This is a genomic window from Vogesella amnigena, assembly GCF_042648905.1.
In the GTDB taxonomy this organism is placed as follows: Bacteria; Pseudomonadota; Gammaproteobacteria; order Burkholderiales; family Chromobacteriaceae; genus Vogesella; species Vogesella amnigena.
The window spans coordinates 43076-62904 of the sequence record NZ_JBHRYH010000001.1; the positions used below are offsets into that span (position 1 = coordinate 43076).

The 19829-nt window shown below is 65.5% G+C and carries 19 protein-coding genes; 6 read left to right on the forward strand and 13 right to left on the reverse strand.

All coding sequences use genetic code 11. The annotated features are described in order from the left end of the window. Positions 1-4: 4 nt before the first annotated feature. On the forward strand, positions 5-1972 hold the full coding sequence (gene parE, locus ACFOKJ_RS00225; protein WP_390275969.1) for a DNA topoisomerase IV subunit B: 1968 nt from the start codon (positions 5-7) through the stop codon (positions 1970-1972). An 87-nt stretch (positions 1973-2059) separates the two neighbouring features. On the opposite strand, the gene ACFOKJ_RS00230 is transcribed toward parE, so the two are convergent. Both ACFOKJ_RS00230 and ACFOKJ_RS00235 read right to left on the reverse strand, forming a co-directional pair. Further along, the gene (locus ACFOKJ_RS00230; protein ID WP_390275970.1) at positions 2060-2695 is read right to left on the reverse strand and encodes an NADPH-dependent FMN reductase; all 636 of its coding nucleotides are present in this window, start codon (positions 2693-2695) and stop codon (positions 2060-2062) included. Positions 2696-2771: 76 nt separating this feature from the next. Further along, positions 2772-3674: a LysR family transcriptional regulator gene (locus tag ACFOKJ_RS00235; RefSeq protein ID WP_390275971.1), complete on the reverse strand. Its 903-nt coding sequence runs from the start codon at positions 3672-3674 to the stop codon at positions 2772-2774. A gap of 93 nt (positions 3675-3767) precedes the next feature. Here ACFOKJ_RS00235 and ACFOKJ_RS00240 point away from each other — a divergent pair, with 93 nt between their 5' ends. Both ACFOKJ_RS00240 and ACFOKJ_RS00245 read left to right on the forward strand, forming a co-directional pair. Then, positions 3768-4580 carry a phytanoyl-CoA dioxygenase family protein gene (locus ACFOKJ_RS00240; RefSeq protein ID WP_390275972.1) on the forward strand — a complete coding sequence of 271 codons (813 nt, stop codon included), beginning with the start codon at positions 3768-3770 and terminating at the stop codon, positions 4578-4580. 80 nt (positions 4581-4660) lie between these two features. Then, positions 4661-5881 (forward strand): 6-phosphofructokinase, encoded by a 1221-nt coding sequence (locus ACFOKJ_RS00245; protein WP_390275973.1) that lies wholly within the window; start codon positions 4661-4663, stop codon positions 5879-5881. Between the two features lie 101 nt (positions 5882-5982). Here the strand turns inward: ACFOKJ_RS00245 and gcvA are convergent, their stop codons facing one another. Further along, on the reverse strand, positions 5983-6864 hold the full coding sequence (gene gcvA / locus ACFOKJ_RS00250; RefSeq protein WP_390275974.1) for a transcriptional regulator GcvA: 882 nt from the start codon (positions 6862-6864) through the stop codon (positions 5983-5985). Between the two features lie 78 nt (positions 6865-6942). Here gcvA and ACFOKJ_RS00255 point away from each other — a divergent pair, with 78 nt between their 5' ends. Next, entirely contained in the window at positions 6943-7494 is a 552-nt protein-coding gene (locus tag ACFOKJ_RS00255) for a chromate transporter (RefSeq protein ID WP_390275975.1), read from the forward strand. After that, positions 7491-8009, forward strand: coding sequence for a chromate transporter (locus ACFOKJ_RS00260; RefSeq protein WP_390275976.1), 519 nt, complete (start codon positions 7491-7493; stop codon positions 8007-8009). The genes ACFOKJ_RS00255 and ACFOKJ_RS00260 overlap by 4 nt, the downstream gene beginning before the upstream one ends. Here the strand turns inward: ACFOKJ_RS00260 and ACFOKJ_RS00265 are convergent. Continuing rightward, positions 7984-8772 (reverse strand): hypothetical protein, encoded by a 789-nt coding sequence (locus ACFOKJ_RS00265; protein ID WP_390275977.1) that lies wholly within the window; start codon positions 8770-8772, stop codon positions 7984-7986. The genes ACFOKJ_RS00260 and ACFOKJ_RS00265 overlap by 26 nt on opposite strands. A 71-nt stretch (positions 8773-8843) precedes the next feature. Beyond that, positions 8844-9695 carry an alanyl-tRNA editing protein gene (locus ACFOKJ_RS00270; protein ID WP_390275978.1) on the reverse strand — a complete coding sequence of 284 codons (852 nt, stop codon included), beginning with the start codon at positions 9693-9695 and terminating at the stop codon, positions 8844-8846. Between ACFOKJ_RS00270 and ACFOKJ_RS00275 the strand changes: the two genes are divergently transcribed. Further along, complete coding sequence (locus ACFOKJ_RS00275; protein WP_390275979.1) at positions 9684-10352, forward strand: pseudouridine synthase; 669 nt, start codon at positions 9684-9686, stop codon at positions 10350-10352. The genes ACFOKJ_RS00270 and ACFOKJ_RS00275 overlap by 12 nt on opposite strands. An 8-nt stretch (positions 10353-10360) precedes the next feature. Here the strand turns inward: ACFOKJ_RS00275 and ACFOKJ_RS00280 are convergent, their stop codons facing one another. From ACFOKJ_RS00280 to gpmI, 8 genes are all read right to left on the reverse strand, one after another. After that, positions 10361-10861, reverse strand: a complete 501-nt coding sequence (locus ACFOKJ_RS00280; RefSeq protein ID WP_390275980.1) for a DUF456 domain-containing protein — start codon at positions 10859-10861, stop codon at positions 10361-10363. Between the two features lie 235 nt (positions 10862-11096). Next, a complete protein-coding gene (gene ppk1, locus ACFOKJ_RS00285; protein WP_390275981.1) occupies positions 11097-13154 on the reverse strand; it encodes a polyphosphate kinase 1 in 2058 nt (685 codons plus the stop codon). A 63-nt stretch (positions 13155-13217) separates the two neighbouring features. Then, positions 13218-13484, reverse strand: coding sequence for an oxidative damage protection protein (locus ACFOKJ_RS00290; protein ID WP_390275982.1), 267 nt, complete (start codon positions 13482-13484; stop codon positions 13218-13220). Positions 13485-13580: 96 nt separating this feature from the next. Next, complete coding sequence (gene argA / locus ACFOKJ_RS00295; protein ID WP_390275983.1) at positions 13581-14891, reverse strand: amino-acid N-acetyltransferase; 1311 nt, start codon at positions 14889-14891, stop codon at positions 13581-13583. Between the two features lie 86 nt (positions 14892-14977). After that, positions 14978-15367 carry a hypothetical protein gene (locus ACFOKJ_RS00300; RefSeq protein WP_390275984.1) on the reverse strand — a complete coding sequence of 130 codons (390 nt, stop codon included), beginning with the start codon at positions 15365-15367 and terminating at the stop codon, positions 14978-14980. Between the two features lie 42 nt (positions 15368-15409). Next, positions 15410-16810 carry a S41 family peptidase gene (locus tag ACFOKJ_RS00305; protein ID WP_390275985.1) on the reverse strand — a complete coding sequence of 467 codons (1401 nt, stop codon included), beginning with the start codon at positions 16808-16810 and terminating at the stop codon, positions 15410-15412. Between the two features lie 34 nt (positions 16811-16844). After that, positions 16845-18155, reverse strand: a complete 1311-nt coding sequence (locus ACFOKJ_RS00310) for a murein hydrolase activator EnvC family protein (RefSeq protein ID WP_390275986.1) — start codon at positions 18153-18155, stop codon at positions 16845-16847. Continuing rightward, on the reverse strand, positions 18152-19678 hold the full coding sequence (gene gpmI / locus ACFOKJ_RS00315) for a 2,3-bisphosphoglycerate-independent phosphoglycerate mutase (protein WP_390275987.1): 1527 nt from the start codon (positions 19676-19678) through the stop codon (positions 18152-18154). Before gpmI ends, ACFOKJ_RS00310 begins: the two co-directional genes overlap by 4 nt. Positions 19679-19829: the final 151 nt, after the last annotated feature.

Below are 19829 nucleotides of genomic sequence, written 5' to 3' on the forward strand. Positions count from 1 at the left end.
AGCCATGACACAACAGAATTACGACGAATCCTCGGTACGGGTGCTCAAGGGGCTGGAGCCGGTAAAAGAGCGGCCCGGCATGTACACCCGCACCACTGACCCCACCCATATCTGCCAGGAAGTCATCGACAACGCCGCCGACGAGGCACTGGGCGGCTTCGCCCGCAAGATCGCGGTGACCGTGCACCAGGATGGCTCGCTGACGGTGGAAGACGACGGCCGCGGCATCCCGGTGGGCCTGCACCCGCAGGAAGGCGTGCCGGTGGTGGAGCTGGTGTTCACCCGCCTGCACGCCGGTGGCAAGTTCAACAAGAAGGATGGCGGCGCCTATGCCTTCTCCGGCGGCCTGCACGGCGTGGGCGTATCGGTGACCAACGCGCTGTCCACTCGGCTGGAAGTGGAAGTGAAACGTGAAGGCGGCGTGCACCGGCTGGTGTTTGCCGGCGGCGACGTGATCGAACCGCTGGCCCGCGTTGGCGACTGCGGCCCGCGCACCAGCGGTACCCGCGTGCGGGTATGGCCGGATGGCAAGTACTTCGAAAGCCCGCGCTACTCGATGCAGGAGCTGGAGCGCCTGCTGCGCGCCAAGGCGGTGCTGCTGCCCGGCGTGGCGGTAACGCTCACCGTGGAGCGCTCCAGCGGCGACGAGGTGAAAGTCTGGCAGTACCCGGAAGGGCTGAAGAGCTATCTCGCCGAGCTGTGCGGCGATGACGAGCCGGTGGCGCCGCTGTTCGCCGGCGAAGCCTATATCGGCGACGACCACGAACAGTTCGCCCGCGGCGAGGGCGCGCAGTGGGCGATGGCCTGGTTCGAGGACGGCGCCAGCGGCGAAAGCTATGTGAACCTGATTCCCACCCCGGTGGGTGGTACCCACGAAGCCGGCCTGCGGGCCGGGGTGTATGAGGCGGTGAAGAGCTTCATCGACCACCACAACCTGCTGCCGCGCGGCGTGAAGCTGATGGCGGAAGACGTGTGGAGCCGGGTGCGCTTCGTGCTGTCTGCCCGTGTGCTGGACCCGCAATTCCAGGGCCAGACCAAGGACAAGCTCACCAGCCGCGATGCGCTGAAACTGGTATCCAGCCTGGCGCGCGACCCGGTGGAGCTGTGGCTGAACCAGCATGTGGAAGCCGGTAAGCGCATTGCCGAGCTGGCCATTCGCCAGGCGCAGAGCCGCCTCAAGTCCGTGAAGAAGGTGGAGAAGAAAAAAGGCTCCGGCGTGGCGGTGTTGCCGGGCAAGCTCACCGACTGCGAGAGCGAGGACATCGAGCGCAACGAGCTGTTCCTGGTGGAGGGCGACTCCGCAGGTGGTTCCGCCAAGCTGGCGCGCGACAAGGAATACCAGGCCATTCTGCCGCTGCGCGGCAAGGTGTTGAACAGCTGGGAGACCGACCGCGACCAGCTGTTCTCCAATGCCGAGATCCACGATATTGCCGTGGCCATCGGCGTGGATCCGCACGGTGTGGACGATACGCCGGACCTGTCCGGCCTGCGCTACGGCAAAATCGCCATCCTGTCCGATGCCGACGTGGACGGCTCGCACATCCAGGTGCTGCTGCTGACACTGTTCTATCGCCACTTCCCGCGCCTGATCGAGAACGGCAACATCTACATCGCCCAGCCGCCGCTGTTCCGCGTAGATGTGCCGGGGCAGGGCAAGAACCGTCCGCCGCGCAAGCTGTACGCGCTGGACGAGGGCGAGATGACCGCGATCCTCGACCGCCTGCGTAGCGAAGGGGTGAAGGAAAACGCCTGGAGCATCTCGCGCTTCAAGGGTCTGGGCGAGATGAACCCGGAGCAGCTGAAGGACACCACCATGAACCCGGATACCCGTCGCCTGTCGCGGGTGCAGGTGCGTCCCGGCGCGCTGCAGGAAACCCGCGACATGTTCGTCAAGCTGATGGGCAAGGGCGAGGCCTCCAGCCGCCGCAGCTGGATGGAAGAAAAGGGTAACGAGGTGGAAGCGGATATCTGATTGCGCTTGTGCTCGCAAAAGCCAAATGGCCATGGTGCATACCATGGCCATTTTGCGTTACCGGGCCGCGTGCCTTGCGGCCAACCCTTAGCGCAGCCGCGACGGGTCGTGGCGGCGTTCGCTGCAGTCGGTGGACAGGGTGACGCCCAGTAGTTTGGCCAGCAGCCGTGCCTGGCCGGCGCCCAGCTCCGCCACCGCGCTCTGCTGCTTGGCATTGTGCATGCTGCCGTCGGCGGCAAAGGCCTCGTGCGCCGAGCCGATGGCCAGCTGCTCCGGCAGCACGATCATGCCGAGGTTGCCCAGAATGGCACGCACATGCACCAGGCCGCGCAGGCCGCCGAAACCGCCGGGCGAGGCGCTCATCAGCGTGGCCACCTTGCCGCTGTAGGGGGATGGCCCCGGCTGGCCGCTGACCGGGCGTGAAATCCAGTCGATGACATTCTTCAACAGTGGCGGGATCGAGCCGTTGTATTCCGGCGAGGCCAGCAGCAGGCCCTGGTGGCTCAGCATCAGCTTGCGCAGCGCCTGCGCCTGCACCGGCATGCCATGTTCGCTCTCGTCGTCGCCATCGTAGATCGGTATCGGGTAGTCGCGCAGATCGATCAGGGTGACCTCGGCGCCGGCATCACGGGCGCCGGCTGCGGCAATGGCGATCAGCTTCTTGTTCCACGACTCCTGGCGTGCGCTGCCGGCAAAGGCCAGGATTCTGGGGGCGGTGCTCATGGCAGTCTCCTTGGGGGAAAGCGGGTCATTCCAGTGTAGGCAGCGGCGGGCGAAACCCAAGCTGCTTGTTAGGGTGTCATGCCGCTGGCTGGGCATGGCCGATGGCCCACTGGCAGAAGGCCTGCGCCAGCGGCGATGCCACCGCCTGCACCAGCACCACCCGCTGCGGCGGCAGCACTCCGGCTTGCGCTTCTAGCAGCGGCCGGCAGGCGATGGCCACGCCGTCGTAGCTGGCGTCTCCCGCCGGGCGCATGCAGGCCAGCGCCACGCCGCAGCCATGCGCCACCAGCCCGCGCTGCATCTCGAAGCTCTGCACTGCCTGTGCCATCCGTGGCGTCAGCTGCTGCTGCCAGAACAGCGACAGCAGGTATTCGCGGCTGTGCGGCATGTCCTCCAGGATCAACGGTTCTGCGGCCAACTGTTGCAGCGATACCGCCGGCTGCGCTGCCAGCGGGTGATCGGCCGGCAGCAGCGCGTAGGGCGGCAGCTCGTCCAGCACCTGGCGCGGCAGTTGTGGCTCGCTGGCCAGCTCGTAGGTCAGCGCCAGCTCGGCCTTGCCGCTGCGCAGCGCGCGCTGCACGCTGGCGAGGTCGCCTTCCAGCAGTGTCAGCTCCACTTCCGGGTACTGGCGGCGAAAGCCGGCCAGCAACCGTGGCGCGTAGTAGGGGGCCAGATCCTGGAAACAGATCAGCGACAGTTGGCCGCGCAGCCCGGCGGCCTCTGGCTGGCGGCCCAGTGCCGCTGCCTGTGCCAGCAGCTGTCGCGCCTGCTGCAGCACGCGCAGGCCGGCATCGGTAAGCTCCACGCGGCGGCTGGCCTGGCGGTGGAACAGCGGCGTGCCCAGGCTGCGTTCCAGCTCGGCAATGGCTTGCGAGATGGATGGCTGCGATACGTGGCGGGCGCGGGCGGCGGCATTCACTCCGCCGTGCTCGGCGGTGGCGACGAAGTACTCCAGTTGGCGCAGCGAGAAAGTGATCATTTTTTCCGATATTGCAGCATAGAAAACGAGTATTTTTATTATTACCCAAGGCGCGCGGATACTGCACACACCACCCACCCACCGGAGCTTTGCATGTCCACCATTACCCTCAGCCCGCAACAGATTGCCGACTACCAGCGCGATGGCGCCATCATCCTCCGCGGGGTGTTCCGCGACTGGATCGAACCCCTGCGTGACGGCTTCGAACAGGTGTTGGCCGCACCCGGCCCGTTTGCCATCGAGAACGTCGGTAATGGCGAATCCGGCCGCTTCTTCGAGGATTACTGCAACTGGCAGCGCATCGCGCCGTTTAGCCGCTTCATTCACGATTCGCCGGCCGCCGGCATTGCCGGCCAGCTGATGCAGGCCGAGCAGGTGCAGATTTTCCACGAGCACATCCTGGTGAAGGAGCCGGGCACCGCCAAGCCGACGCCGTGGCACCAGGACATTCCCTACTACTGCGTCAGCGGGCTGCAAACCGCCAGCTACTGGATTCCGCTGGACCCGGTGCGTAGCGACAATACCCTGCGCGTGGTGCTGGGCTCGCACCGCTGGCCCAAGCTGGTGCGCCCCAAGCGCTGGGCCAGCAACGAGAACTACTTTGCCGGCGAGGACGACTTCATGGAAATGCCGGATGTGGACGATGGCAGCTATCGCATCCTGGCGCCGGAAATGGAACCGGGCGATGCGGTGGTGTTCGACTTCCACACCGTACACGGTGCCGCCGGCAACCTGGGCGGCAACCGCCGCCGTGCGTTTTCGGCGCGCTTCCTTGGCGACGACGTGCGCTTCGAGCAGCGACCGGGCCGTACCTCGCCACCGTTCCCCGGTATCAACCAGCAGCAGGGTGAGCGCCTGCGCGAGGACTGGTTTCCGGTGGTGTGGCGTGCGGCCAACCCTGGCTAGCCAAGACCCGTCCAGCCCGCCGCTGACCGCAGCCTATGGTGGCGGCTACAATCGAAGTATCTCCTTCGTGTAGCCGCATCATGTCCCGACTGCTGTATCTGCAATCCGGCGGTCCCACCGCCGTACTCAATCTCTCCGCTCAGGGCGTCATCGAAACTGCCCGCGAGCTGGGCGTGTCGGTGTGCGCCGCCGCCGATGGCCTGGCCGGCCTGCAGGGCGGCCGCCTGCTGGACTGCGATGCCTTGTCTGCCGACGATCTCGCGGCACTGGGGCGCCAGCCGGGCGCGGCATTCGGCAGCAGTCGCCACATACTGCCGCCGTTCGACGCGGCGCCGGCGGAGTGGCAGCAGCTGGCAGGGGTGCTGCAGCGCCACGACATTCGCCAGATTCTGCTCAACGGCGGTAACGGCTCGATGGAAACCGCGCTGCTGCTGCAACAGCTGGCCGAGCGCTTTGCGCTGCCACTGACCGTGGTGGGTATTCCCAAGACCATAGACAACGACCTAGAGGCCACCGATTTCAGCCCCGGCTTCCCTTCCGCCGCCAAATACCTGGCCAGCAGCCTGCGCGAGGTGCTGTTCGACATGCGCAGCATGGCGCAGGGGCGGGTGTTCATCCTGGAAACCATGGGCCGCCATGTTGGCTGGCTGGCGGCTGCCGGTTGCCTGGCGGCGCTGCCGGACGAGGCGCCGCCGCTGTTGTTGCTGCCGGAGGTGGCTTACGACGAGGAACGCGTGTTCGCCGCAGTGCAAGAGCAAGTTGCTGCGCAGGGCTACTGCGCCATCGTGGTGTCTGAAGGGCTGCGCAGTGCCGATGGCCGCTTTGTGGCACAGATGCATGCCGACCAGGTGTACGGCCACGAGCAACTGGGCGGCGCCGGCAACTGGCTGGCGCAGCGCATCCAGCAGGGCCTGCAACTGCATGCGCACGTGGCGGTGGCCGACTGCCTGCAGCGCGCTGCCCGGCACCTGCTGTCGGCGGTGGACGCGCGGCTGGCCTACGAGGTTGGCCGCAAGGCGGTGCAGTGGGCCGTAGCCGGGCAGGGCGGGGTGATGGCTGGCATTGCGCGGGTGGTGACTGCCGATGGTTGCGACTGGCAAGTGCTACCGCAGCCGCTGGCCGCAGTGGCCAATCTGGAGCGGGCACTACCGGCGGAATTCATTGCCGCCAGCGGGCTGGATGTGACGCCAGCCTGCCGCGCCTGGCTGCAGCCACTGCTGGCTGGCGAGGTGCCGCTGCCCTTTGCCGACGGTCTGCCGGACATGCGCCGGCTGCATTTTCCGCCACTGCCACACCCGTAGCCCGGATAAGCGCAGCGCATCCGGGGAGTCACATGCCCGCACGCCAGCAACCCCGGATGCGCCTGCGGCTTATCCGGGCTACCGGTCTGCACAACCCGCCCTCAGCCTTCGCCTTCTTCCTCCAGCCAGGCGCAGAAGTCGGCGCACAGCGGGTCTTCCGCCAGGGGCAGCGGCAGTACCCAGGAATAGCCGCGCACCCGCACCAGCGGGCCGGGCAGCGGCGTCACCAGTTTGCCGCTGGCCAGCAGTTCCTCGATCACCGGCAGCGGTCCCAGCGTTACTCCCAGCCCATCGATGGCGGCCTGTAGCGCCAGGTAGTAGTGGTCGAAGTGTTGCTGGCCGGCCGCCTGCAGTGCTGGCTGGCCGGCTGCTGCCAGCCAGCGTTCCCACGCCACCGGCCGGGTTTCCGAGTGCAGTAGGGTGTGTTGCGCCAGATCGCTGGCAGTGCGTAGCGGCTGGCGCGCCAGCAGCGCGGGGCTTAGCGCCGGCAGCTCATGCTCGGTCAGGAAGATGTGCGACACGAAGCCGTGCCAGTGGTCGTTGCCACGGCGGATGGCGATATCGAAATCGGCATGCTGGTTGTTGATGGCGGCATCCGAGGTGGCCAGCCGCAGCTCCACGCCGGGGTGGCGACGCTGGAAGCGGGTGAGCCGCGGCAGCAGCCAGTGCATCGCCAGCGTGGGGGTAACGTTGATGCGCAGCAAACGTGGCCGGTTGCTTGTGAGTTTTTCGGTGGCAGTGGCAATGCTGTCGAAGGCGTTCTGCAGTACCGGCAGGTACTGGCGGCCGGCCTCGCTCAGCTGTACGCGGCGGCCGTGGCGCACAAACAGCGCCACGCCCAGCCAGTCCTCCAGCTGCGATATCTGGCGGCTGACGGCGCCGTGGGTAACGCTGAGCTGCTCGGCGGCGGCGGAAAAGCTTTCCAGTCGGGCGGCGGCTTCGAATACGCGCAGGGCGTTCAGTGGTGGCAGGCGGCGATTCATGCTTGTGAGTTTATGGCACAAACGATGGCGAAAAAACTCGTTTGTGACAGCGGGTGGTAACGGACTAAGCTTGCGGGCATGACAACGCTAGTGGTGCCCGACCGGCGGGCCTTGTTTGCCGGTTTCTTCATGGTGGGGTTGTCCGGCTTTGGCGGCGTGCTGCCACATGCGCAGCACATGTTGGTGGAGCGGCGGCGCTGGCTGACGGAACAGCAGTTTGCCGAGGTGCTGGGGCTGGGGCAGGTGTTGCCGGGGCCGAACATCGTCAACGTGGCGGTGGCGGTAGGGGCGCGCTTTCATGGTGCCAGCGGGGCGCTGGCCGCCTGTGGCGGCCTGCTGCTGGCGCCACTGGGCGTGGTATTGCTGCTGGCGGCACTGTATGCCGGCTACCAGCAGCATGTGCTGGTGCAGGGCTTGCTGCGTGGCCTGGCGCCGGCGGCAATCGGTCTGATTTTCGGCATGGGCATCAAGTTGGCCGCACGCCTGCCACGGCACTGGCGACCGTGGCTGCTGGCTGGCCTCACGCTGGCTGCGGTGGCGCTATGGCAGCTGCCCTTGCTGCTGGTGTTGCTGTTGCTGGCGCCGCTGGGGATCTGGCTGGCCTGGCATTGCCCGGAGGAGGCGCCATGATGCTGTGGACGCTGTTTCTGCTGTTTGCCCAGTTTTCCCTGCTGGCAGTGGGGGGCGCCAATTCGGTGCTGCCGGAAATCCATCGCGTGGTGGTGCAGGAGCTGGGCTGGATGAGCGGCGCGCGGTTTGCCGAGCTGTTTGCCATTGCCCAGGCGGCGCCGGGGCCGAATGTGCTGGTGGTCAGCCTGATTGGCTGGCATATGGCCGGGGTGGCCGGCGCGGCGGTGAGCCTGCTGGGCATCTGCCTGCCATCCTCGCTGCTGAGCTTCGCCGTGGCGCGCTGGTGGCAGCGGGTGCAGGGCAGCCGGCTGGCGCTGGCCATCGAGCGTGGCCTGGCGCCATTGACGGTGGGGCTGGTGCTGGCCGGGGCCGGCATGATGCTGCAGGCGCTGGCGCCATCCACTGCCGGGCTGGCGCTGTGCGGGCTATCTGCCTTGCTGTCGTGGCGGCTGCGCCTCAACCCGCTGTGGCTGCTGGCCGCCGGCGGGCTTATGGGGATGCTGGGCTGGGTGTAGCGCCGGCCGCCGCCGGCTGCTCGTCGTCGAATTTGCAGCCGCACAGTATTTCGTCGGTGGGCGGCGGCGGCGTGTCGCACCAGGCAGCGCGGAAGAAGCCGGGCGAGTTCCAGCGCCGGTGTGGCTGCCAGCCACCCGGTGGCAGTTGCAGGCCGCGGATGCCGAAGCGCGCCATGTCCTGCGGCGAGTAGTCGAAGCCCTGCGATTGCGGCACTGCCTTGCGCCACTGTTCATGCTGGCCGCAGACGGTGATCAGCTGGCTGACGCCGATGGTGTTGTAGAACGCCTGCTCCTGTTGCTGCCACAGCGCAATATCGTCGCGCGCCGCCTGCTGCATGCCGGGGTTGCGCGGCCACTTGGCGCGGATGATGGCCTGCCAGTCCGGCTGCAGCGCACCACCGTGCCACAGCAGCATGCTGCCATCTTCCAGATACTTGTTGCGGCCGGCCGGGAACACATAGTTGGCACAGGACGACGCACATTGTTCGCGCACCCGTATGTCCAGCCCCCAGCCATGCACCAGGTAGCCCAGCAGCATGCCCAGTCGCGAGTCGCCGCCGGGGCTGTTGATCAGCAGTTCGCGCGGTTTTTCCGCTGCCTGCAGGTAGAGCTGTTCCAGCTGCTGGATGGCGGGTAAGGCCAGCAGGCCTTCGTACTGCAGCGTCTGGCCATCCGCGCTCAGGCTGGCGCGGGCAGCGTCTTCGGCCAGCACCGCGCTACTCAGCACGGCCAGCAGCGAGGCAATCAGGTGACGGGCAGACATGGCGGCCTCCGGTTGCTGGGTTGGCCGCAGCCGCGCGCCGGGCGGCTGCGTGGGGCTCGGCAGGACAGGGCTCAGGCGTCGGCCAGCGCGATCACCACGCGCTTGTTGCGCGCGCCCTTGCTTTCTATCTTTTTTACCACTACCTGGCCGATTTCGCCGCTGCTGCGTACGTGGGTGCCGCCACAGGGCTGCAGGTCGATGCCGTCGATGGCCACCAGGCGGATCTCCGACAGCTCCAGCGGCGGCGTTACCGACATGGTCTTGATCAGTTCCGGCTGCGCCTTCAGCGCCGCGCCGCTGGTCATCTGCACGCTTACCGCATGATCCGCGGCAATCAGCGCGTTCAGCTCGCGCTCGATGTGCTCCTTGTCCAGTTCCATGCCTTCCGGCAGGTCGAAATCCAGGCGACCGGATTCGGCGCTGAGGTTGCCGCCGGTCACACCGGCCTTGATCACGCAGGACAGCAGGTGCAGACAGGTATGGATGCGCATGTGGCGGTGGCGGCGCGCCCAGTCCAGTTGCAGGGTCACCGCAGTGCCGGCGGCCAACCTTGGGGCATCGGCAGCAACCTGGTGCACGATCTCGCGCGTGGTCTTGTCGCGGCGGGTGTCGCTGATGGCGATACTGCTGCCATCTGCCAGCAGCAGGCTGCCGCTGTCGCCAGGCTGGCCGCCGCCCAGCGGGTAGCACAGCGTATCGGCCAGCACGATGCCGGCGTCGTCATGGCGCACTACCGTGGTGGCAAGCGTTCTCTGGTACGGGTCGATGTAGAAACGTTCCGGCATGGTGTCCTCTGCTGTTGTGGTGCTTGTCATGACAGAGTGCTGGCGAAGGTCACGCTTTTCAAGTGACATGACGGACAGCTGCCGCTTGCGCGATAATCGCCGCCTGTTTTTTCGATCGAAGCCACCATGTCGCTGCATACCCTGGATCACTACAACCCGCCGCCGGACGAGGGGCTGCAACTGTTGTACGCCGATGACACGCTGCTGCTGGTGGACAAGCCATCCGGCCTGCTCAGCGTGCCCGGGCGCGGCGCGGGCTTCGATGACTGCCTGATTGCCCGTGCGCAGCGGCAGTATCCGGAGGCGCTGATCGTGCACCGGCTGGATATGGCCACTTCCGGCATCCTGCTGCTGGCGCGTGGGCCGGTGATGCAGCGCGTGCTGTCACTGCAGTTTGCCAGCCGCGCGGTACGCAAGACCTACACCGCGCTGGTGGAGGGAAAGTTGACGGGAGAGGGGCGCAGCACGCTGCCCCTGATCTGCGACTGGCCCAATCGCCCGCGCCAGATCGTGGACCTGCGGCTGGGCAAGCGTGCCTGCACCGACTGGCAGGCGCTGCACTACGATGCAGCCAAGGCCTGCAGCCGGGTAGCGCTGCAACCGCATACCGGCCGCACCCACCAGCTGCGGGTGCACATGCAGGCGCTGGGCCACCCGATACTGGGCGATGGCCTGTACGCCACGGCGGCAGGGTTGGCCGCAGCACCAAGGCTGATGCTGCATGCCAGCCGCCTGCAGCTGCCGCATCCGCTCAGTGGCGAGCTGCTGGATATCCACTGCCCGGCGCCGTTTTAGCCATCTCTTCAGGTGCTGCTGCCGCTGAAGATCAGCGCAGCGCCGAACACCGCCAGCATGGCAAAGGCGCAGGCGATCTTTACCGCGGTGCCGGCCAGAAAGCCGATAAAGGTGGCCACTCCTACCTTGCCGGCCTGTGGCAAGGAGCGTCGCGCCTGCCACTCGCCCAGCATGGCGCCGATGATCGGGCCGACAATGGCGCCGATCAGCCCCAGGAACATGCCCACCAGCCCGCCTGCAAAGGCGCCGATCAGCGCCTGCTTGCTGGCGCCGCTTTTCTGCGCGCCAAAGAAGCCGGCCAGGTTTTCCACCACTATGCCCAGTAGCGCCAGCACGGCGATCACGATCAGCGGCCACATGCCCACCAGCGCAAAATCGCCAAGCCAGGCTGCCAGCAGCATGCCGCCGGCCAGCAGCAGCAAGCCGGGCAGTGCGGGGTAGATGGTGCCGGCGAGGCCAGCCAGCATCAGGATTACGGCGAGGGCATAGCCCAGCCAGCTCCATTCCATGTCGTGCTCCAATGTACGTTACCGGCAGAAAAGAACACGGCACCGGTGGATAGTTCCGCCGGTGCCGCCAGGCCGCCCTCTTTCAGCCAGGGCTTAGAGCGTGTTCACGATCTAGCGAGCTAGAGCGAGACAAGGCGAAAACGACTGAGGAAGCGGAGTTTACACAGAGTAAATGCGCATACCTGAGTCGAATTCACGCCGTATCGCCGACGCGCAGCAGATCGTGAACAGGCTCTTAGCCGGTGTATTCCTGCAGCAGAATCTCCTGCGCGCAGCGGCCCTTGCCGCGCGCCACGCGGCGGCGGTAGCTGCCATCCGGCTGCATCTCCCAGGTGTTGGCGTTGTCTTCCAGGTAGATCTTCAGGCCTTCCTTGATCACGCGACGCTTGAGCTTGGGGTCGAGAATCGGCACGCAGGTCTCGATGCGGCGGAACAGGTTGCGGCCCATCCAGTCGGCGCTGGCGATGAACAGGTTCTCCGCCTTGTCGTTGAGGAAGTAGAACACGCGGGTGTGTTCCAGGAAGCGGCCAACGATGGAGCGCACAGTGATGTTTTCCGACAGCCCTTCCACCCCGGGGCGCAGCGCGCACACGCCACGGATGATCAGCTGGATCTTCACCCCGGCCTGGCTGGCGCGGTACAGCGCGCTGATCACCTGCGGCTCCAGCAGCGCGTTCATCTTGGCGATGATGTGCGCCGGGCGGCCTTCCTGCGCGTGCTGGATCTCGCGGTCGATGGCACTCATCAGCATATTGTTGAGGGTGAACGGCGACTGGTACAGGTGCTTGAGTTCGCCGGCATGGCCCAGGCCGGTGATCTGCACGAACAGGTCGTTCACATCGCTGGCGATTTCCTCGTTGGCGGTCAGCAGGCCGAAGTCGGTGTACAGGCGCGCGGTGCGTGGGTGGTAGTTGCCGGTGCCCAGGTGCACGTAGCGTTTCAGGCGGCCTTCCTCGCGGCGAACCAGCAGCAGCATCTTGGCGTGCACCTTGTAGCCGAACACGCCGAATACCACGTGGGCGCCGGCATCTTCCAGCCGGTTGGCCCAGCTGATGTTGGCCTCCTCGTCGAAGCGCGCCATCAGCTCCACCACCACGGTCACCTCCTTGCCGGCGCGCGCGGCGGCAATCAGCGAATCCATCAGTACCGAGTCGGTGCCGGTGCGGTACACCGTCATCTTGATTGCCAGCACATCCGGGTCGGTGGCGGCCTCGTTCAGCAAGTCGATGACTGGCTGGAAGCTCTGGAACGGGTGGTGCAGCAGCAGGTCTTCCTGGCGGATGGCATCGAACAGCGGCACCTTGTCGGCCAGCGGCTTGGGTAGGGTTGGCTGGAACGGTGCAAACTTCAGCTCCGGGCGATCCACCTTGTCCGGTACCTGCATCAGGCGCACCAGGTTTACCGGGCCATCGACGCGGAACACGTCTTCCTTGCTCAGGTTCAGCGTGCCGGTGAGGAAGTCTTCCACATGCTGCGGGCAGGTATCGGCGATCTCCAGCCGCACCGCGTCGCCGAACTGGCGCTGGCGCAATTCGCCCTGCAGCGCGGTGCGCAGGTTTTTGACATCCTCATCTTCCACGTTCAGCTCGCTGTCGCGGGTGACGCGGAACTGGTAGCAGCCCTTTACCGCCATGCCCGGGAACAGCTCGTGCACATGCGAGTGCAGGATGGAGGACAGGAACACGAAGGTATCCGGGTTGCCGCCGCAGATCTCGGCCGGCAGCTTGATCACGCGCGGCAGGATGCGCGGCGCCTGCACGATGGCAATGCCGGATTCTCGGCCGAAGGCGTCGGTGCCTTCCAGTTCGACGATGAAGTTCAGGCTCTTGTTCAGCAGCCGCGGGAAAGGATGCGATGGGTCCAGACCGATCGGCGTCAGGATCGGCATCAGCTCACGGAAGAAATAATCGCGCACCCAGTCGCGATGGCAGATGTCCCACTCGTTACGGCGCAGGAACACGATGTTTTCCTTGCGCAGCGACGGCAGGATGTCTTCGCGCAGCAGCCGGTATTGTTCGCGTACCAGGTCGTGTGCGGCCAACGACAAGCGGGCCAGCACTTCGCCGGGGGTGCTGCCGTCGGCCAGGATGCGGTTGGGGGTAAGTTGTGCTGCTTCTTTCAGCCACGCCACACGCACTTCGTAGAATTCGTCCAGGTTGGACGACACGATGCACAGGAACTTCAGCCGCTCCAGCAGTGGCAGGCGTTCTTCCTCGGCCTGTGCCATCACGCGGCGGTTGAATTCGATCAGGCCCAGTTCGCGGTTGAGCAGATTGTCGTTTGGCGTGGTCATTTTTTATGCTGTCTAGATCGGGCGAGCGGTAAAAAAAGCCCCCTGTCGGGGGCTGGCACATTATTACTGCGGGGTGAAACCGGCTACCTGGTCGGCACCCTGGCCGAAGAAGTAGGCCTCCAGCTGGGCGGCCAGGTATTGGCGGGCGCGCTGGTCGGCCAGGCTCAGACGGTTTTCGTTGATCAGCATGGTCTGGTAGCGCAGCCAACCCTGCCAGGCTTCCTTGGAAACGTTTTCGAACACGCGCTGGCCCAGTGCGCCCGGCAGCGGCGGGAAATCCATACCTTCAGCTTCGCGGCCGAGTTTCACACAGTTAACCATTCTTGCCATGGTGCATTCCTTACAAAAGTGTCGTCACAGTAGACGCCAATTGTGACACAGCGATGACCGGTCACCAACCTTGCTGCCCGCATGGGCTGTCGGCGGTCAAGCCAGTGGCTTGATGAATACCTTGGAGCGGCGGTTGTGGTTGTAGAGTTCCTTGCGCGCCGCCGGCAGGTCGGCAATTTCGGCGGGAGCAAAACCACGCTCGATGAACCAGTGTGCGGTCTGGGTAGTGAGGATGAACAGCTTCTTCAGCCCGCGCAGCCGCGCCTGTTTTTCTACATGCCCCAGCAGCAGGTCGCCAAAGCCGCCCTTGCGCCGCTCCTGGCTTACTGCCAGGCAGGCCAGCTCGGCCATGCCTTCGTCCGGGAACGGGAACATCGCCACGCAGCCGCAGATGCGCTCGTCGTGTTCGACCACGAAGTACTGGCGGATGCGCATCTCGAAGTGCTCGCGGCTGCGCTTGATCAGGATGCCCTGTTCTTCCAGCGGGCGGATCAGCGCCATGATGTCGCCCACGTCGTCGATGCTGGCCTCGCGCACTTTCACCAGCGAGTCGCGGGCGATCATGGTGCCGGTGCCGTAATCGGTGAACAGTTCCACCAGCAGCGCGCCGTCTTCGGCATGGCTTACCAGATGCGCGCGGCCAACCCCTTCGCGGGTGGCGCGGATGGCGTAGGGCAGGCTGACGCAGATTTCGTCACTGTCCACGCCGCGTTGCTGGATGGCCTCGGCCTGCTCGGCGGAAATGGCGCTGTGCAGCACGCCGTCGCTATCCACCAGACCATTGCTCTGCACCATGAAGATCAGTTTTTCCGCTTTCAGCGCGATGGCAGCCTGGCAGGCGACTTCTTCCATGGTCATGTTGAAGGCTTCACCGGTGGGGGAGTAGCCGATCAGCGACATCAGCACCAGCTCGCCCTGGTCCAGGCGCTTGTTGATGGCATCGGTATCCACCTTGCGCACGCGGCCGCTGTATTGCATGTCCACGCCGTCGATCACGCCCAGCGGCTGGGCGGTAACGAAATTGCCGCCCGCCACGTGCAGGCAGGCGCCATGCATCGGCGAGTTGGGCATGCCCATCGACATTACCGCTTCCAGGTCGTGGCGCATGCCGCCTACCGCGGCCTTGACCGCATCCAGGGTGGCGGCATCGGTGACGCGGCGGCCATGGTGGAACTGGCGCGACAGGCCACGGATGCGCAGCTGTTCGTCAATCTGCGGGCGGGCGCCGTGCACCAGCACGATGCGCACGCCCAGGCTCACCAGCAGGTTGATGTCCTGCGCCAGGCCGTACAGATTGCCACGGGCGATGCATTCGCCGTTGACGGCAATGACGAAGGTCTTGCCGCGGAAGTTGTTGATATAGGGAGCAGCCTCGCGAAAGGCCAGTACAAAATCGGGATGCAGCATGCTCGGTTCCGGACAGTAGGGCCGCAAAAGCTGCAAGGTTAGCAGGAATGCAGCAGTGTTGGGGCCGTCAGGGTTGGCCGCATGGCCTAGCGTTCCAGCCGCAGCTCTTCCGGGGTGTCGTCGTGGTCGCCGTGCGGGTGCTGCTGGTACAGCCGGCAATACACCTCGCGTCCCTTGCTGGCGCAGACGTCGCAGCCCAGGTTGTCCAGCTGCACTTCCTCGCTATAGCAGATCAGCCGCTGGTGCATGCGCAGCCACCAGTTGTCGGCCAGCCGGATGCCGGCCTGTTGCAGGCTGCCCAGGACATGCTCCAGGCTGTATTGCGGCAGGTCGTAAACCAGGATCAGTCGTGACTGATGCGGCAACGGCAATACCTGCATGCCGAAATGCTCGCGCAAAAACAAGGCCGCACCGTCCACCTGCTGTGGGTCAGCCAGGTGCAGGGTGCGGCATTTGCGGCAGTCGGTTAACGACATGGCGGCTCTCCGGAGCGGGCCGGCCATGGGTTGACCGGCAGATCAGGACGGGTTTTTCTTCTGCAGAATCAGCTGTACCTTCAACACATTCAAGGCCTGGTCCAGCTGGGTGTCAACCACCTTGCCGTTGTCGCCGGCTTCGCCATTCTTGGCGGCAGGTTTGGCCGGCTGTTGCTGGCTGCCCTGCTGTGGTGCGGCCGCCGGCTTGTTGCCCTTCGGCGCCTCGTCGCCACCGTTCGGGTTCACCAGGTGCTTGTCGAGGTCGGCTTCACGCACGCGGAAGGCCTGGCCATTGTCATTGCCATCCTCGGCGATGATGTCCGGCGTGATGCCCTTGGCCTGGATGGAGCGTCCACCCGGGGTGAAGTAGCGGGCGGTGGTCAGCTTGATGCCGCCTTCATTGGACAGCGGCAGCACCGACTGTACCGAGCCCTTGCCGAAGGTCTGGGTACCCACCACCACGGCGCGCTTGTGGTCCTGCAGCGCACCGGCCACGATTTCCGACGCCGAGGCCGAGCCGCCGTTCACCAGCACCACCAGCGGTACATTCTTCAGTTCGGCCGGGGCATTGGCGTAGACATCCTTGCCACCACGCGGTGCGTACTGGCTGGCGTACAGCCGCATCTTGGAGTCGGCTACGCGGCCTTCGGTGTAGACCACCAGCGCATCCTTGGGCAGGAAGGCGGCGGATACACCCACCGCGCCGGTCAGCAGGCCGCCCGGGTCGTCGCGCAGGTCCAGCACCAGGCCGTTGAGCGGTGCCTTGTTGTCCTTGTACAGCTTGCCAAGCTCGGTGGCGAAGTTCTCCACCGTGTGCTCCTGGAACTGTGCCACGCGCACATAGCCGAAGCCCGGCTCCAGCATGCGCGCCTTCACGCTCCTGGTCTGGATGACGGCGCGGGTGAGGGTCAGCACGATGGGCTTGGCTTCGGTCTTGCGTGCGATGGTGATGGTGACCTTGGTGCCCGGCTTGCCGCGCATTCTCTTCACCGCATCGTTCAGCGACAGGCCGCGCACCGGGGTGTCGTCGATCTTGACGATGAAGTCGCCGCTCTTCACGCCGGCCTTCTGTGCCGGGGTGTCCTCGATCGGCGACACCACTTTCACCAGGCCATCTTCGCTGCTGATCTCGATGCCGAGGCCGCCGAATTCGCCCTGGGTGCCTTCGCGGAATTCCTTGAATGCCTCCGGATCGAAATAGTCGGAATGCGGATCAAGGCCGGACAGCATGCCGCGGATGGCTTCGTTGATCAGTTTCTTGTCTTCTACCGGCTCGACATAGTCCTGCTTGATGCGGCCGAATACTTCGGCAAAGGTGCGCAGCTCGCTCAGCGGCAGCACGCCATCTCCCTTGTCGGCAAAGGCCTGGATGCTGAGGGTCAGTGCGCCGCCCAGAATGGCGCCGCTGGTCAGCAAGGTCAGCTTGCGAATGCGTGTATTCATTGTCTGGTTCTCGATTGTTGTGCTGCCGTGGCGATCAGCCGGCCCAGGAAAGCGGGTTGATCGGACGGCCGAGGTAACGCAATTCAAAGTAAAGGCCGGTTTCGCCGCTATCCATGGCGCCGGAGGTGCCCAGCACATCGCCACCGCGGATGCTGGCGCCCTGGCCACGCACCATGGTGCCGAAACCGGTGTAGACAGTCAGATAGCCGCCACCGTGGTCAATGATCATGGCATTGCCAAAGCCGCGCAAGCTGTCGGCATACACCACGGTGCCATCGGCCACCGCCCGTACCGGCGTTCCCGGGTTGCTGCGGATGTAGATGCCTTTCCAGCTGTTGCCCTCGCCACGCCGCGCGCCGAAACGGCCGGCGATCTCGCCGGCAACCGGCAGCTTCAGCCGCCCTTGCAGGCTCTTGAAGGCCTTGCCGCTGGCGCCGGCATCCACCACCTCATCCACGGTTTCGACCGGGGGCGGATTTTTCGGTTCCGGCGGCGGCGCCTTGCCCTGTTTTTTGGCTTCCGCTACTTGCTGGCGGCGTTTTTCCGCGGCGATACGGCGCGCGTCCTCGCGTGCTTTCTTGCGTTCTGCCGCCTGGCGCAGTGCCAGCTGGCGGCGTTGCTCCAGCTGGGCATTGATGCGCTGGATCAGCGCAGACAGCTGCTTTTCGTCTTCCTTCAGCTGTGCGAGCTTGCCCTGCTGCGCGCGGATGCTGGCATCCAGCTGGGTGGCCTGCGCCAGGCGCTGGCTCTTGGCGGCTTGCAGCTGGCGTTTTTCCCGCACCTTGTCGGCGGACAGGCGGCCCAGGCGCACCAGTTCGTCTTCCAGCCGCTCGGCAATGGCGGCTAGCTGGATTTCCTGCTCGCGCAGCTTGTCGATCTGCCCCTGCTGCGCGCGGGTGATATGGGTGTAGTAGGTGAGGTCGCGACCGGCCTGGTTGGGGTCGGCCTGGTTGAGCATCAGCGCCATGGCGTCATGCTGGCCGCGCTTGTAGCTGCCTGCCAGCAGCCGGCCCACCCGCTGGCGGGTTTCCGCCACCTTGAAGCGTACGCTCTGCAGCTCTTGCTGCAGCTGTTCCAGCTGGCTGCTGGAGGTGTCCTTTTTCTGCTCCAGAGCATTCAGCACCTGGTGCGTCTGTGCCAGCGCCTGTTCCGATTCGGCGATCGCGCTGGCGGCCTGCTGGCGCACCGCTTCTTTCTTGGCGATGTCCTGCTGCAGGGTGGTGATTTCCTTGCGCACGGCCTGCAGATCCCGCTGCGGGGCAGCGGGATCGGTCTGGGGCTTGCCCGCCGCCACTGCGGTGTTGGCCGCAGTGGCAAGCAGGGTGATCAACAGCAGTCTGTTCACTGGAACTCGATCAGCGATTGGCCGGTCATCTCGGCCGGTTTTTCCAGCCCCATCATGGCCAGCAGGCTGGGGGCGATATCGCGCAGCGCGCCGCCGTGCTTGATGCCGGCCTTGCGGCCAATGTACAGGAACGGCACTTTTTCCAGCGTGTGCTGGGTGTGCGCCTGGTGGTGGGCGGCATCGTGCATCTGTTCGCAGTTGCCGTGGTCGGCGGTGATCAGCACTTCGCCGCCATTGGCCAGCATGGCGTCCACGCAGCGCTGTACGCATACGTCCAGCGTTTCCACTGCCTTCACCGCGGCCTCGAAGATGCCGGTGTGGCCAACCATGTCGCAGTTGGCATAGTTGCAGATGATGGCCGCGTACTGCTGGCTGTTGATGGCCGCCACGATGTTGTCGGTGACTTCCGGTGCGTTCATCTCCGGCTGCAGGTCATAGGTGGCTACCTTGGGCGACGGCACCAGAATACGGTCTTCGCCCGGGTAGACCTGCTCTTCGCCACCGTTGAAGAAGTAGGTGACGTGCGGGTATTTCTCGGTTTCGGCAATGCGCAGCTGCTTCAGGCCGAGCCGGGACAGGTACTCGCCCAGGCCGTTGCTGATTTTCTGCGGCGCGTAGGCCACCGGGTTGCTGTAGGCCTCGCCGTAGCTGGTCAGCGTCACGTACTGCGCAAACTTGGGCTGGCGGGCCTGGAAGCCGTCGAAAGCCGGGTCGGTCAGCGCGCTGGTGAGCTGGCGGGCGCGGTCGGCGCGGAAGTTCATGAACACCACCACGTCGCCGTCCTGCATCGGCAGCGCTTCGCCGATCACGGTGGCCTTGACGAATTCGTCGTTCTCGCCGCGTGCGTAGCCGGCGGCCAGTGCTGCCAGCGGGGTGTCGGCGCTGTATTCGCCCACGCCCTCGACAATGGCGTTGTAGGCCGGTGCCACGCGTTCCCAGCGCTTGTCGCGGTCCATCGCCCAGTAGCGGCCGCAGACACTGGCCACGCGTGCATGCGGGCAGGCGGCCAGCACTTCGTCCAGACGCTTGAGGTAGGTCTCGGCGCTGCGCGGCGGGGTGTCACGGCCGTCCAGGAAGGCGTGGATGGCGATGCGGCCAACTCCTGCCGCTTCGGCGGCGCGGATCAGCGCAAAAATGTGGTTCTCGTGGCTGTGCACGCCACCATCGGACATCAGGCCCATGATGTGCAGGGTGCTGCCTTGCTCGCGGGCGGTGGCGATGGCGCCGGCCAGTACCGGGTTGCTGCCGAAGCTGCCGTTTTCGATATCGCAGTCGATACGGCTGATGTCCTGCTGCACCACGCGGCCGGCACCGATGTTCAGGTGGCCTACCTCGGAGTTGCCGAACTGCCCGGACGGCAGGCCGACGAAGCCTTCGGAGGCATCGATCACGCCATAGGCGTAGCGGGATTTCAGGTTGTCGATATTGGGGGTATTGGCCGCCAGGATGGCGTTGTCGTCGCCTTCCAGGCGGTGGCCGAAACCGTCAAGAATCAGCAGAAGAACCGGCGTTACCGTACTCATGTGTTTTCCGTGCGTGCAAGGTCAGTGGTGGGGGCTGCAGTCGCAGCTGGCTCCCACCGGGGCGCAAGAACGGAATAGTACAGGCTGCGCCGCCGCTGGGCGAGTACCGGGACTGCTTTGGCGATGATATTGGATCGCCGTGGCGCTGTCA

Coding starts and splice junctions, on each gene's coding strand:
- parE (WP_390275969.1), top strand. CDS start 5: ATGACACAACAGAATTACGACGAATCCTCGGTACGGGTGCTCAAGGGG.
- ACFOKJ_RS00230 (WP_390275970.1), bottom strand. CDS start 2,695: ATGAGCACCGCCCCCAGAATCCTGGCCTTTGCCGGCAGCGCACGCCAG.
- ACFOKJ_RS00235 (WP_390275971.1), bottom strand. CDS start 3,674: ATGATCACTTTCTCGCTGCGCCAACTGGAGTACTTCGTCGCCACCGCC.
- ACFOKJ_RS00240 (WP_390275972.1), top strand. CDS start 3,768: ATGTCCACCATTACCCTCAGCCCGCAACAGATTGCCGACTACCAGCGC.
- ACFOKJ_RS00245 (WP_390275973.1), top strand. CDS start 4,661: ATGTCCCGACTGCTGTATCTGCAATCCGGCGGTCCCACCGCCGTACTC.
- gcvA (WP_390275974.1), bottom strand. CDS start 6,864: ATGAATCGCCGCCTGCCACCACTGAACGCCCTGCGCGTATTCGAAGCC.
- ACFOKJ_RS00255 (WP_390275975.1), top strand. CDS start 6,943: ATGACAACGCTAGTGGTGCCCGACCGGCGGGCCTTGTTTGCCGGTTTC.
- ACFOKJ_RS00260 (WP_390275976.1), top strand. CDS start 7,491: ATGATGCTGTGGACGCTGTTTCTGCTGTTTGCCCAGTTTTCCCTGCTG.
- ACFOKJ_RS00265 (WP_390275977.1), bottom strand. CDS start 8,772: ATGTCTGCCCGTCACCTGATTGCCTCGCTGCTGGCCGTGCTGAGTAGC.
- ACFOKJ_RS00275 (WP_390275979.1), top strand. CDS start 9,684: ATGTCGCTGCATACCCTGGATCACTACAACCCGCCGCCGGACGAGGGG.
- ACFOKJ_RS00270 (WP_390275978.1), bottom strand. CDS start 9,695: ATGCAGCGACATGGTGGCTTCGATCGAAAAAACAGGCGGCGATTATCG.
- ACFOKJ_RS00280 (WP_390275980.1), bottom strand. CDS start 10,861: ATGGAATGGAGCTGGCTGGGCTATGCCCTCGCCGTAATCCTGATGCTG.
- ppk1 (WP_390275981.1), bottom strand. CDS start 13,154: ATGACCACGCCAAACGACAATCTGCTCAACCGCGAACTGGGCCTGATC.
- ACFOKJ_RS00290 (WP_390275982.1), bottom strand. CDS start 13,484: ATGGCAAGAATGGTTAACTGTGTGAAACTCGGCCGCGAAGCTGAAGGT.
- argA (WP_390275983.1), bottom strand. CDS start 14,891: ATGCTGCATCCCGATTTTGTACTGGCCTTTCGCGAGGCTGCTCCCTAT.
- ACFOKJ_RS00300 (WP_390275984.1), bottom strand. CDS start 15,367: ATGTCGTTAACCGACTGCCGCAAATGCCGCACCCTGCACCTGGCTGAC.
- ACFOKJ_RS00305 (WP_390275985.1), bottom strand. CDS start 16,810: ATGAATACACGCATTCGCAAGCTGACCTTGCTGACCAGCGGCGCCATT.
- gpmI (WP_390275987.1), bottom strand. CDS start 19,678: ATGAGTACGGTAACGCCGGTTCTTCTGCTGATTCTTGACGGTTTCGGC.